A 13,491-nucleotide genomic window follows, 5' to 3' on the forward strand; every position below is an offset into this window, starting at 1 on the left:
GGAGTGATCGGTGGCAGAACAAGACGTGCTCGAAGCGGCTCTGGCGGAGATCTCTGCGCTGCAACAAGCGCATTGGCCCGCCGGCATTCCCCGCGCCGTCGAGTATCCGCTCGAAGGTGGGGGACTTGTCGATTACTTGCGGCATTGGGCGATCGAGCGGCCGGATACTCCTGCCATCATCTTCTACGGCCGGGTCATCACGTATTCCGAATACGACGAGCTTTCGGATCGTTTTGCCGGATGGCTGCTGTCACTCGGAGTCGAACGCGGCGATCGCGTCGGCGTTCACCTGGTCAATTGCCCTCAGTTCCATATCGCGATGCTCGGCATTCTCAAGGTCGGTGCGGTTCACGTGCCGATCAATCCACTCTTCCGTGAACATGAATTGATTCACGAACTCAACGATGCCGGCGTCAAGGTCCTACTGACGCAGAACACCTTCTCGAAGTTGGTGAAGAAGGTTCGCTCACAGACTCCACTCGAACACGTCGCGAAGACTGCAGTGTCGGACATGCTGACGGCGATCCCGACCGTCGAACTGCCCTTCGAGGTCGACGATCCGCGCCTGAGCGACTGGCAGTCGATCATCACCAGTGAGCGGGCGACTCCTGTCGCCACCGAACTCGATTCCCTCGCCGCCCTGAACTACACGGGCGGAACGACGGGAATGCCCAAGGGCTGTGAGCACACTCAGCGCCACATGGTTTACACCGCGGCCACCGCGACGCTTGCGGGCGGTGACCAGGTGGGTGCCAATCCGCCGGTGTCCCTGGTGTTCTTGCCGATCTTCTGGATCGCAGGTGAGGACTTCGGCATCCTGGTTCCGCTCGTCAACGGCGGAACCGTGGTCCTGCTGAATCGTTGGGATGCGGAGACCACGCTCGACGCTGTCGAGGCTTACGGCGTGACCTCGCTGGTCGGAACTGTCGACAATTACGTCGAACTGATGGACACGCCAGGATTCGCGGAGCGAAATCTCTCGACACTCCAGAACGTCATGGCAGTTTCGTTCGTTCTCAAACTCGATCCGGCCACGCGCCAGCGGTGGCGCGAGGCTACCGGCGGCGTTCTGCGCGAAGCGAGCTACGGCATGACCGAAACCCACACCGCGGACACGATCACCCTCGGCTTCCAGGACGGCGACTACGACCTGAAAAGCGAGCCGGTGTTCTGCGGAATTCCGGTGCCCGGCACCGACGTTCTGATCGTCGATCACGACGGCAGGCCGGTTCCCGTCGGCGAGCACGGGCAGATCATCGTGCGCAGCCCGTCCATCCTTTCCGCGTACTACCGCAACGAGGCGGCCACCGCCGACGCCATCCGTGACGGCTGGCTGCAGACCGGTGACGTCGGAAAGTTCAGTGAGCGTGGCGGTTTGCACTATTTGGCGCGGAACAAGGAAATGATCAAGACCAACGGCATGAGTGTCTTTCCCTCCGAGGTGGAAGCGCTGCTCATGCTGCACCCGGCGATCGAAAAGGCTGCGGTGGTGCCGAAACCGGACCCGGACAAGGGGCAGGTGGCTTTTGCGTTTGTCCAACTGGTCGAGGGTTCCGACACTGCGGCCGACGAGATCGTCTCGTGGGCCAAGGAGAACATGGCCACGTACAAGGTGCCCGAAGTGGAAGTGCTCGAGGCGCTTCCGATGACAGCGACAGGAAAGGTGCGCAAGGGCGATCTGTTCGAGCGCACTCAGGGGGACAAGTGAGATTGCTGATTGCGAACCGCGGCGAAATTGCGCTGCGGATCATTCGAACTGCCCGTGAACTCGGGATCGAGACGGTGTCGGTGTACGCCGAGGACGACGCGTCCAGTCCGCACGTCGCGGCGGCCACGGAGTCGGTGCCGCTCGGAGCGTCGGGCGCATCCGCGTACCTGGATCAGAGCGCACTGCTGAAGATCGCGGCCGAAACGGGCGCCACGCACGTGCACCCGGGCTACGGATTCCTCAGTGAGAATGCCGAATTCGCGCAGGCGTGTACCGAGGCGGGCATCGTCTTCGTCGGCCCGGACGCCCAGGTTCTCCGGACTTTCGGCGACAAGGCCAGCGCCCGCACTGCGGCGGTCGACTCAGGAGTGCCGGTCCTGCCGTCGACATCGGCGAACGCCGACCTCGACGAGGTGCGTGAATTCTTCGAGCGCAACTCCCGCGGCATCATGATCAAGGCGCTCAGCGGCGGCGGTGGCCGCGGCATGCGCGCGGTGCGCGACCCGAAAGCGCTCGACGACGCGTACCGTGTGTGTGCGGCCGAAGCCCAGTCGGGATTCGGCAGTTCGGCACTGTTCGCCGAGGTACTCAGTGAGCACGCTCGGCACATCGAAGTGCAGATCGTGGCGGCACCGGGGCAAGGTGGAACCCACGCGCTCGCTCTGGGTGACCGCGATTGCAGCGTCCAACGTCGCCATCAGAAGTTGATCGAGGTTGCGCCCGCGCAGGGGCTGTCGGGGGCCCTGCGCGAGCGTCTTCACGCTGCGGCGGCGAGGCTGTGCGCCGAGGTCGGCTATCGAGGCATCGCGACGGTCGAGTTCCTGGTCGAGGAACGCGGGTTCGTCTTCCTCGAGGTCAATCCCCGAATTCAGGTGGAGCACACGGTGACCGAGGAGGTCACCGGAGTCGATCTCGTCGCCGTGCAGCTCGCGATCGCGGACGGAGTTCCGTTCGAGAACCTGGACCTGCCAACAGGGATCATCGCTGTCGAGAAGGGCTCGGAGACAGTCGGATCCGTGGCAAACGCTTCGGGGATTGCGATACAGGCCCGCGTCAACATGGAAACCATGACGCCGGACGGCAATGCGCTGCCGTCCTCCGGCACGCTCGACAACTTCACTCCTCCGGGCGGACCCGGCGTGCGCGTGGATACCTTCGGTACGGTCGGACTCTCGCCGAGTGCGCGTTACGATTCGCTGCTGGCGAAGGTCGTCACCCACACGCGTCGAGCGGATTTCCCTGCCGCGGTGCGTAAGTCGATTGCTGCTCTCAGTGAGTTCGCCATCGACGGTGTAGCGACCAACCTCGAATTTCTGCAGGCAATACTGTCGGACAAGGACTTCCGCGACGGCCTGGTCGACGTCGACTGGTTGGGTTCTCGATTGGCGGACCTTGTCCCCGAAGTGGGCCCACAAACGCCCTCCTCGTCTGTGGACGTGGCACCGGACGAGGATGTGGTCCGTGCACAGATGGCGGGCATCGTCGTCGAACTCGCGGCAGTCGGTGACGGTATCCATGCGGGTGGCCAGGTTGCCGTCCTCGAGGCGATGAAGATGCAGCATGTTCTCTCGGCGCCCGGTGATCTCGAAGTGGTCCGGGTCCTGTCGTCACCGGGCAGGTCGGTGGGCGCGGGCGAACCGTTGCTCGTCGTCCGTAGTGCAAGCGCAGGATCGAAGCTCGCCGAGGTCGACGAGGTGGACCTCGACGACGTCCGTCCCGACCTCGCCGAAATCATCGCTCGCCACGAGGTGACCCTGGACCCGGCCCGGCCCGCAGCCGTGGCGAAACGCCACAAGCTGGGACGCCGGACTGCTCGCGAGAACGTCTACGACCTGGTCGACGACGACAGCCTGGTCGAGTACGGCGCTCTCGCGCTGGCAGCGCAGCGCAGTCGACGCAGCGAGGAAGACCTGATCGCCAACACACCCGCCGACGGACTGATCGGCGGAGTAGCGACCATCAGCGGCGGCGAGAGCGTCGTGATCTCGTACGACTACTCGGTGCTCGCCGGTACCCAGGGCATGCGCAATCACGCCAAGACCGACCGCCTGCTCGAGATCGCCGATCGCAAGCGAGTTCCGGTAGTGCTGTTCGCGGAAGGCGGCGGCGGTCGCCCCGGTGACACCGACGCCGGCGCCGGGGCAGGCCTCGAGCTGGGAACCTTCCGCGCCATGGCGGCGCTGAGCGGGCGGGTGCCCATGGTCGCCGTCGTGTCCGGGCGCTGTTTCGCAGGCAACGCGGCCCTGGCCGGCGCGTGCGACGTCCTGATCGCGACACCGGACGCCAACATCGGGATGGGTGGTCCTGCCATGGTCGAGGGCGGCGGGCTCGGAAACTTTCGCCCCGAGGACATCGGCCCCATCGACGTCCAGCGCCGCAACGGCGTCGTACACCTGGTCGCTGACGACGACGCTCATGCGGTGGCGCTGGCCAAGCAGTACCTCGGCTACTTCCAGGGTGCGAGCGGAGAGTGGACCGCTCCGGATCCGCGGCTCTCGCGGCATGTGGTGCCGGAGAATCGCCTGCGCTCGTACGACGTTCGTGGAGCGATCGACGCAATCGCGGACGTCGACAGCGTCCTGGAACTGCGTCGAGACTACGGACGCGGTGTAGTAACCGCACTCGTTCGTGTCGAAGGAGTTCCGTACGGTGTGCTGGCGAACAGCAGCGAGCATCTCGGCGGCGCGATAGACGCGGAAGCCTCGGACAAGGCTTCGGATTTCCTGGAACTGCTCGAAGCGCACCGCATCCCTCTGGTGACGCTGTGCGACACACCGGGATTCATGGTGGGCCCGGATTCGGAGGAGGAGGCGACGGTTCGAAGGTTCGGCAGGTTCTTCGTTGCCGGTGCTCGCCTCACCGTGCCGTTCGGAACGATCATCCTGCGCAAGGGTTACGGGTTGGGCGTCATGGCAATGGCCGGTGGTTCCTTCCACGCCCCCGAGTTCACAGTCGCGTGGCCGACGGGCGAGATCGGGCCGATGGGTCTGGAAGGTGCTGTGCATCTCGGTTTCCGCAAGGAACTCGAGTCCGTCGAAGATCCGGTGGCTCGGGAAACGCTGTTCGGTCAGTTCGTGGAACTGGCCTACGCACAGGGCAAGGCGCTGATGGCGGCGACCACGTTCGAACTGGACGACGTCATCGACCCGGCCGATACCCGCGGATGGATCAGACAACTCGGCAGAAACAGTTGAGATCCTGCTGATTCGAGCTGTTGCCGCACGTGGGCGGGGCAACTAGCCTTGCCCACGTGTCGGCTGCGCGAGATAACGTCCTGATCATTCATTGGCACGACCTGGGGCGACACCTCGCGAGTTACGGTGTCGCCGGGGTCAACAGCCCCCATCTCGACCGACTGGCGGCAGAAGGTATCCGGTTCGCCGACGCACACGCGACGGCGCCGCTGTGCTCGCCTTCGCGCGGATCGCTCTTCTCGGGCAGGTATCCGCACAACAACGGTCTGATCGGGTTGGCGCACCACGGCTGGGAGTACCACGCTGAGGTGCAGACGCTCCCGCAGATCCTCTCCGACAACGGTTGGTACACCTCGCTCTTCGGCATGCAGCACGAGACTGCGTATCCGAAGCGACTGGGCTACCACGAGTACGACGTCACCAACTCGTTCTGCGACTACGTGGTTCCGCGTGCCCAGAACTGGCTACGACGCTTCCCGCCCGAGCCGTTCCTGCTCACCACGGGATTCTTCGAAACGCATCGCCCGTACCCCGCCGATCGCTATACCCCGGCGGACACCGCAGCCCTGGAGGTCCCCGGATACCTTCCGGACGTGCCACAGGTGCGCGAGGATCTGGCCGAATTCCACGGCAGCGTAGAGGTGGCCGACGCCGCGGTGGGGGAACTGCTCGCGACCCTCGAGGAAGAGGGGCTCGACGAGAACACCTGGGTCTTCTTCCTCACTGATCACGGCGCGGCGTTCCCGCGTGCCAAGTCGACGCTCTACGCCCCGGGTACCGGTATTGCCTTGATCGCTCGGCCTCCCGCGCGGTATCGCAGTGGCGGAAAGGAATACGAGACACTGTTCAGTGGTGTGGATCTTGTTCCGACCATTCTCGATCTGCTCGGAATCGACGTCCCCACCGAGGTGGAAGGGCGCTCGCACGCCGATGCCCTCGTCGACCGCGGAACCGAGCCGTCCGAACCCGTTCGTACTTCCCTGTTCACGGAGAAGACCTTTCACGACAGCTTCGATCCCATTCGTGCGGTGCGCACCAAGGACTACAGCTACATCGAGAACTACGCCGTCCGCCCGGCTCTGGATCTACCGCTCGACATCGAGGACAGTCTTTCCGGAAAAGCGCTCGGCACCGAGCATCTTGCGGTACGCGCACCCCGGGAGCTGTACGACCTCCGTGCCGACCCGGACGAGAAGATCAATCTGATCGATCGACCGGAAGTCTCGGCAATACAGGCGGAATTGTCCTCGCAGCTTCACACGTGGCGCGCCGAAACCGACGATCGTCTCCCGGACGAGGCATTGGGAAGCGCGATGGCGGTGCACCGCATGGCGGCGTACCTCGAGAAGATCGGTGTCCGACCCAACGTGCGGTCCGCCTACAGTGCGGACCGCGGTTACCTCGAGTCGGACACCGAAAATCCCTAGGGCCTTGCGGCTTCGCGCTCTTCCAACAATGCGATGACCCGCTCGACCAGCTCGTTGATGTCAGCGCCGGTTGTGTCGAATGCCAGGTCCGGGTCCTCCGGCGTCTCGTAAGGCGCGTCGATTCCGGTGAGCCCCTTCAGTTCACCCGCCCGCGCACGTGCGTACAGGCCCTTGGGATCACGGCGTTCGCATTCTTCGACGGGGGTGGTGACGGCAATTTCGAGGAAGGTGAGCCCGGCAGCTTCGTTGAGCGCGCGCGCAATTGCTCGATCCGAACGTAGTGGCGAGACCATCGACGCGATCGCCACCACGCCGGCGTCGGCGAACAGTCGAGTGAGATGCCCGACGCGTCGGATGTTCTCGGCTCGGTCTCCCGGCGAGAACCCGAGATCGTCGGAGATACCGTGGCGGACGTTGTCACCGTCCAGCAGATACGCGGTGCGTCCCGCGTCGACGAGCGCACGTTCGACAGCGACTGCGACGGTAGATTTTCCGGATGCAGGTAGGCCGGTCAACCAGATCGTCGCGCCCCTCTGGGTGGTAGACGCCCATCGCCGTTGACGTTCGAGTGAGGACGGATGCCACTTGATGTCGTTGCGGGTCTGCTCGCCGGGAACGACGACGCGTGGTTCGAGAATGGTGCCGGCGCCGACGGTGTCGTTGCTCTGCTCGTCGATCAGGATGAAGGCGCCAGAGTCCCGATTGTGGTCGTAGGTGTCGGCGACCACCACGGAACTGGTTCGGAGCGTGACCGTTCCGATGTCGTTGAGTCCCAATTCGACTGGGCTGTCCTGCTCGTCGAGCGTTTCAGGATCGAGACGGGTGTGCAGTTCTTGGACGGTCGCTCGCACGGTCCGGGACGTGTGTTTGAGCGCTATCCGATCGCCCGCGCGCAACGGTGTGTTGGACAACCAGCAGATGGTGGCTTCGAGTTCTCGGGCCAGAACCGGCAAATGAGCCTGCGCACCGCCACTGACCAGAACGTCGCCACGTCCGACGTCGATGTCGTCGGCCAGTTCCACCGAAACCGACAGTGGTGCAACGGCAGTACTGCGGTTGTCGTCGAGAGTGTCCAGACTGATCACGGTGCTCTTCGATCCGGACGGCAGGACCACTACCTCGTCTCCGACGCTCAGTGTGCCTGCCGAGATCCGGCCGGTGTACCGGCGACGATTCTGCGGATCGGGGCGCGAAACCCATTGCACGGGAAGCCGAAGCTCCTCGATGTGCGTCGCGGGCGCATGGAGTTCGACGCCTTCGAGGTACTCGAGGAGCGTCGGCCCCTCGTACCACGCGGTGTTCTCGGACCGCGTCACGACATTGTCGCCGGCTTTCGCGGAGACCGGTATGGCGAGTACGTCCTCGCGTCCGACTTGCCGTGCCAAGGCCCGCAATTCTTCCTGCACCTGAGCGAATCTCGCTTCGTCGAAGTCCACCAGATCGATCTTGTTCACCACGGCTACAAGGTTCGGAACACCGAGCAGTGCGGCGATTCTGGCGTGCCGACGGGTCTGACGCAGCACGCCGGTCCTCGCGTCGACCAGCAGGACCGCTACGTGAGCGTTGGATGCTCCGGTGAACATGTTGCGCGTGTAGCGTTCGTGCCCCGGGGTGTCGGCGAGTACGTAACTTCTTGTCGGGGTGGAGAAGAATCGGTACGCGACGTCGATCGTGATGCCCTGTTCACGCTCGGCACGTAGTCCGTCGGAGAGTGCAGCCAGGTCGGCGACACCGTGCTCGTCGGTCACGGAATCGAGGTGATCGGTTGGCAGACTGTCGGTGTCATGCAACAGTCGGCCGATCAGCGTGCTCTTGCCGTCGTCGACGCTACCCGCCGTGGCCAGTCGCAGGAGTTGGCGAGTGATGGTGGTCGTCATCAGAAGTAGCCCTCACGCTTTCGGTCTTCCATCGCGGCGACCGACGTTCGGTCGTCTGCGCGAGTCTCGCCTCGTTCGGAAACCGTCGCGGCCGAGATTTCGGTGACGACGTCGTCGATAGTGGTGGCGTGCGATCGAACGGCGCCGGTGATGGTCAGATCGCCGACGGTTCGATATCGCACCCACTCGGTCGTTGCCGCGGCGTTCTCGGCGTCGGTGCTGAATTCGGAAGCAGCGAGGAGCATTCCGTCGCGCTCGAATACCCTCCGCTGGTGCGCGAAATAGATGGACGGCAGTTCCAGTTCCTCCTGGGCTATGTAGCGCCAGATGTCGAGCTCGGTCCAGTTGCTCAGCGGAAAGACACGAACGGACTCGCCGCGTCTGATCCGACCGTTGTAGAGCGACCACGGTTCGGCCCGTTGCGCTCGCGGGTCCCACTGGCCGAACTCGTCACGGAAGCTGAGGACTCTTTCCTTGGCGCGCGCACGTTCCTCGTCCCGGCGGGCGCCGCCGAACGCGGCGTCGAACCTTCCAGCTTCGAGAGCGTCGAGCAGGGTTCTGGTCTGCAGGCGGTTTCGCGATCCGCTGGTCTCGGTCGACTCCTGCACTCTGCCCTGGTCGATCGAATCCTGAACGGAAGCAACCAGAAGTGTGTGCCCGCCCTCCTTGATTCGACGGTCGCGAAATTCGATGACCTCCTCGAAATTGTGACCGGTGTCGACGTGCAGGACCGGGAAAGGGAGTGGGGAGGGCCGGAACGCCTTCTCGGCCAGACGAAGCAGGACTATCGAGTCCTTGCCGGCCGAGAAGAGCAGTACCGGTCTCTCGAGTTCTGCCACCACCTCTCGAATGATGTGAACCGCTTCGGATTCGAGAACTCGGAGTTCGTCGACGACATCGGTGACGGTGCTCATGTGACGGGATATCCGTTCTGTTCGGCGTCGATGCGATAACGCTGCACCCATTCGCGGGATCGTCCGTCGCTCTGACGACGCAGCGGCGGTGGCGGGGCCAGTTGTCCGTCGAGGCCGAGGGAGATGAGGGTTTTTGCGACCACGGACTGCGGGTCTTCGGTGAGATCGCGGAACCCGACTTCGATGGGAGAGATGTCCTCTTCCTCGAACCAGCGCTTCCATTGGCGTTCCTGCTCACCGAGAATCGTCACCAGGTGCGCGATTCCGACTGCGTTGTACTGCGCACCGTCCGAGAGATTCGGTGGAGTCGCGTCGTCGCGCCAAACCTGTGTCTGCACGGCGCGCCACATCGACACAGCTTGAGCGACGACATCTTCTCGATAGACGTGGATGAACTGCAGGTCGTGATCGAGGGTGTCGTGGAGTGCGGAACGTAGGTCCGTCCCACTGCGCCAGGGCAATCCGGCCGCGCGATCGAGTAGGAGCGGCGTCTGGTTCCACATCAGCTTGCCACCCCAGACTCCGTTGGGGGTTCGGCCGAGTTCGAGAAGTTGTGTGCGCCACTGTTCGGAGGTGCGAGTGTCCGGCGTGCCCGGGTGGAACGGGGCGAGCAGACCCAGGACGGACTCGTCCGTGACGTCTTCGAACCACTGCCTCGGTTGCGGCGATCGCGAGGTCTCGGGGAGGTACTGGAAGAACTCTTCCGGCTCACCCGCGACCCCGGTTGCTCGCAGGGATTCGACCAGCAAAGTACTGCCGCTGCGCTGCGAAGCGCAGACGAGAAACGAGCGTTGGGCCTCCGTCATGCGAGCAACGCTAAGGGGGGCCGGAAACCGCCGCAAGCTGGGAAAATAAACTCACGTAGAGGTTAAATCTCGACGTGAAACGTTAAATGTGCGGGTCACGAAATGTCGCGCTGAGGCACGTCTTACGCAGTTGTCGCAAGGGCCGCGGCAAGCCCGAATGCGATGGCCATGAAGACAACTTCACCGATGGCGCGACGCAGAGATCCGTCCGAACTCATGCGGTGTGCAGCGCTCGCGACCACCCATGTCCGGCGCCACCACCATCCCAGGGCGACGAGCAGTCCGATCGCCACGATCTTGGCGAGGATCACCCGACCGTATGCGGTGTCGTAGAAGGCGGAGAGTGAGTCGAGTCGCACGACGGCGTTGACGATACCGGTGACGACCAGCGCGAGGACGCATCGCCAGGCGAGAGCGGAGTACTTGGGCAACCAGATCGCCCAGGCACCGCGCGACGGTACGGCAAGCGCGAGTGCGGCGAGCACGCCGAACCACAAGGCCGCAGCGAGGACGTGAACGGCGTCGAGGATCGATCCGAAGCTCTGCTGCGCCATGTGCCCGGTGATCGGGCGGGCAGCGAGCGCCAACGCGGAGACGACCAATGCCGGTGCGACGGGCACCGTCTCGGGATTGGTGAATCCGTAGATGCCGTAACAGACGACGGCAAACGCGCACGCGATGATCGCGACGCCGACGCGGCCGACGTTGACCTCGGAGACGAATGCGCCGAAGTGCCCGATGGTCAGCGAGGTGACCGGGGCGCCGTCGGCCGCTGCGGCATTGAGCACGAGGAGCGTGATCTCGGCGACGAGCCACACTGCTGCCACCGCGGTGAGCTGAGTCCACATGACGGCGGGGGTTGTCGCCGGGCGGCGTTCACTGCGGCCCATCCAGGCGAGCGTCGCGATGCCGAGGGTCAACGAACCACATCCGATCGCGAGAACGCGGACCGTGCTCGACGATTCGGGTCCCGACGGGCTGGCGAGGCCCCAGGCGATCAGGACTCCCAGCAGAGCTGTGGGTACGGCAAACAGCAACCACCACCTGTTTGCCGTACCCGTCACGCGATCAGCTCGACTTCGGCTTACGGAGCACGAAGAACAGCGCACCGCCGAACACGACGACGCCGGCGACGATGAAGATCCACACCGGCATGCTGCCGGACTCCGACTCACCCGTACTCGACGCGGCGGCAGCGCCGGGAGTGCCCGACCCCGCCTCGGTGAGGGTGAACGTCAGGGTTCCGTTGACGGGGTGACCGTCAGCGGAGGTGACGCGGTACGCGATGGTGTAGACGCCGGTCGGCCCGAGATCGCCGAGGTCTGCACTGACAGTGGGTCCTTCGACGGACGGATCGCTCTTGGTCCAGAGGTTGCCGTCCGGGCCGGTGACCGTCAGCGCCGCGAACTGTGCCTGCAGAGCCTCGTTGAACGTGACCGAAACCGTGTCAGGCGCAACCTGAATGGACGCACCGTTTTCCGGGTTGGAGCCGACGACCGCGGAGTGTGCACTGGCCGTGCCCATTCCGAGCATCGTGGCCAGCATCGCGAGCATGCCGACGGCGATGACCTTGATCCGGGTACTCATCAGCGCTTGCTCCTGACCAGTGCGCCGAGGCCGAGTGCAGCGCCCAACGCGCCGAGCACCAGGCCGACGCCGCCGAGCCAGCGGGCGGTGTTGTCCGACGAAGAGTCAGCGGCTTCGGATGCGGCGGACGTCTCGGCAGCAGGCGCTCCGTGGGCATCGCCGGTGGACGCGGCGAGAGTCAGCGTCGGGGCGGGCTTGTCCGGCTCGCTGCCGTCGGCAAGCTCTTCCTGATCCCAGTTGACGACGTTGCCGTCGCTGTACGTCTGGACGGCCTTGAACTCGACCTCGTCCTGCTCCGGCAGCGGGCCGGCAGAAAGGACGAACTGCTGGAACTGGCCGGGGGCGATTCCGACGCCGGGGTCGGCGGTCCACGTCACGGACTTGGCGACCAACGAGGTGGGGTCCTTCTCCACGACTGCGGTCCAGCCGGGCATCGGTTCGGTGCGTGCCGACTTGAGGTCGGGGAGTGCGACCGTCAGCTTGGTGGTCGAAGCGGTGTCGGATTCGGTGGGCACGCGGAACGTGAGAACGGAGTATCCGCCCTGCGCAGCTCCTGGTGCGACGACGCTGACGTGTGCTGAAGCAATTCCGGCGGCCAGCAGCACGGCGCTGCCGGTAGCGACGGTCGTGACAACCGCGCGCGAAATCAGGGTGTTCTTCATGTCGGGAAGTGTCCTCTTGGTCTGGTGAAGGGGTGGGGCGTTCTACGAATCTTCAGACCAGGGCAGGAGGACCGCGCCGCGAGATGCTGGCGCGAAGTAGAGCGTCGACAGGTCCGTGATGGATTCCGGTCGAGACGGTGTGGCCGCGGGAAGTGACAGCGGCGGGAGCCAGAGACGCCAGGACGATGTGGAGAGCGTGGGTGACAACTCGGTAGAGGCGCTCGGCGGCCAGGACCGCCACCGCACAAGCGACGGTGGCACTGGCGTGAGCACCGAGCATCACCAATCCCGGAGCGGGCGAATGAGCGTGCTCGGAGAGCGTCATGGTGGTGTGCGCGGCCAACTGACCCAGACCCAGAGCAACGATCAAGGCAGCGGGCCCCCGTGAGAGGGCGGGAAGGGTGGCCGTCACGGCGCCGACGGTTGCGCAGACGGCGAGCAACAGGGTCAGCGACGACGACTGTGGCAGCTCGCCTCCGCCGATCCCGTGCGCGGCGACAGCGAGAGCAGCCGAAGCGGAACCGACAGCTGTCCCCCGGAGGGTCGCGGACTGCTCGGCTGCTCTCACTGGCGTTCTCAGGTCTAGCGCACGCCGAGACGTGCGAGCAGATCTGCTTCGACGCCGTCGAGTTCGGAAGAAATCGCCTGGTGAGCTGCTTTACGGCGAGCCTGCGGCATCTGCTCGGCAGCGCGAACTGCCGTGCTGAGGTCGCCGAGGCGCTCACGGATGGCGGCGGCGAAACGCTGCGTCTCCGCGTCGTCGGGCTTGCGGCTGAGGATCTCGGTGACCGAGCTCTCGGCGCCGGCGATACGAGCGCTCAACTTCGCGCCGTGACCGGTGTAGTCACCGAGCTGGTCGACGGCGATGCCCATCTTCTGTGCACGCGTGGTGTCGAGCTGGGCGCGCACCGCCGTGGCTGCGCGGTAAGCGATCGGCAGGAGAACGGGGGCAAGCAGACGTGCCACTCCCAGGTACTTACGCACCTTGGCGACGGTCAGGCCCTGATTCGCAGCGGCCTTCTCCTGCGCCTTCAGGGTCGCGATCTGCGCCTTTTCGATCTTGTGCTGTGACTCGATCTCGGCTTTCTCCAGCTTCTTGAGCGACTTGGTCTCGACCTTGTCGCGCTTACGCTGGCTCTTGGCGTTGAGCTTCGCCTCGACCTCAGCCTTGTGCTTGAGAGCCTTTGCCTCCGCCTTGCGGGTGGCACGAGACTTTCGCTTCTTGAACAACCCCATCGAAAAGGACCCCGTTTCCAGGTGTTTGTGTGTTGCCAGGTACCTGCGCTTCGGCTTCAGCCTAGGGGAGCACATAATCT

The 13,491-nt window shown here is 64.6% G+C and carries 11 protein-coding genes; 3 read left to right on the top strand and 8 right to left on the bottom strand.

The genetic code is table 11. The features are described 5' to 3' along the window. Positions 1 to 10: 10 nt before the first annotated feature. From AC1Q6C_RS10620 to AC1Q6C_RS10630, 3 genes are read left to right on the top strand one after another with little or no spacing between them, the layout of a single operon-like run. Positions 11 to 1,708 (top strand): AMP-binding protein, encoded by a 1,698-nt coding sequence (locus AC1Q6C_RS10620; RefSeq protein ID WP_116057475.1) that lies wholly within the window; start codon positions 11 to 13, stop codon positions 1,706 to 1,708. Beyond that, entirely contained in the window at positions 1,705 to 4,902 is a 3,198-nt protein-coding gene (locus tag AC1Q6C_RS10625) for a carboxyl transferase domain-containing protein (protein ID WP_492666608.1), read from the top strand. The genes AC1Q6C_RS10620 and AC1Q6C_RS10625 overlap by 4 nt, the downstream gene beginning before the upstream one ends. A gap of 56 nt (positions 4,903 to 4,958) precedes the next feature. Next, a complete protein-coding gene (locus AC1Q6C_RS10630; RefSeq protein ID WP_209910793.1) occupies positions 4,959 to 6,329 on the top strand; it encodes a sulfatase family protein in 1,371 nt (456 codons plus the stop codon). On the opposite strand, the gene cysC is transcribed toward AC1Q6C_RS10630, so the two are convergent. The 8 genes from cysC to AC1Q6C_RS10670 form a co-directional block, all read right to left on the bottom strand. Next, positions 6,326 to 8,206, bottom strand: a complete 1,881-nt coding sequence (cysC, locus tag AC1Q6C_RS10635) for an adenylyl-sulfate kinase (RefSeq protein ID WP_058227363.1) — start codon at positions 8,204 to 8,206, stop codon at positions 6,326 to 6,328. The two genes, AC1Q6C_RS10630 and cysC, sit on opposite strands and share 4 nt — an antisense overlap. Continuing rightward, a complete protein-coding gene (gene cysD / locus AC1Q6C_RS10640; RefSeq protein WP_047272728.1) occupies positions 8,206 to 9,120 on the bottom strand; it encodes a sulfate adenylyltransferase subunit CysD in 915 nt (304 codons plus the stop codon). The genes cysC and cysD overlap by 1 nt, the downstream gene beginning before the upstream one ends. Further along, positions 9,117 to 9,926: a trehalose 2-sulfotransferase gene (stf0, locus tag AC1Q6C_RS10645; protein ID WP_007735934.1), complete on the bottom strand. Its 810-nt coding sequence runs from the start codon at positions 9,924 to 9,926 to the stop codon at positions 9,117 to 9,119. Before stf0 ends, cysD begins: the two co-directional genes overlap by 4 nt. Before the next feature lie 122 nt (positions 9,927 to 10,048). Continuing rightward, positions 10,049 to 10,990: a copper resistance D family protein gene (locus AC1Q6C_RS10650; RefSeq protein ID WP_003944164.1), complete on the bottom strand. Its 942-nt coding sequence runs from the start codon at positions 10,988 to 10,990 to the stop codon at positions 10,049 to 10,051. A 4-nt stretch (positions 10,991 to 10,994) separates the two neighbouring features. Beyond that, positions 10,995 to 11,513, bottom strand: coding sequence for a copper resistance CopC family protein (locus AC1Q6C_RS10655; protein WP_003944137.1), 519 nt, complete (start codon positions 11,511 to 11,513; stop codon positions 10,995 to 10,997). After that, positions 11,513 to 12,175 carry a YcnI family copper-binding membrane protein gene (locus AC1Q6C_RS10660; protein ID WP_054188685.1) on the bottom strand — a complete coding sequence of 221 codons (663 nt, stop codon included), beginning with the start codon at positions 12,173 to 12,175 and terminating at the stop codon, positions 11,513 to 11,515. Before AC1Q6C_RS10660 ends, AC1Q6C_RS10655 begins: the two co-directional genes overlap by 1 nt. Positions 12,176 to 12,227: 52 nt before the next feature. Further along, complete coding sequence (locus tag AC1Q6C_RS10665; RefSeq protein WP_492666609.1) at positions 12,228 to 12,743, bottom strand: hypothetical protein; 516 nt, start codon at positions 12,741 to 12,743, stop codon at positions 12,228 to 12,230. A gap of 14 nt (positions 12,744 to 12,757) precedes the next feature. Then, a complete protein-coding gene (locus AC1Q6C_RS10670) occupies positions 12,758 to 13,411 on the bottom strand; it encodes a DUF6474 family protein (protein ID WP_003944178.1) in 654 nt (217 codons plus the stop codon). Positions 13,412 to 13,491: the final 80 nt, after the last annotated feature.

The sequence above is a fragment of the Rhodococcus sp. MT28 genome, from assembly GCF_058792695.1.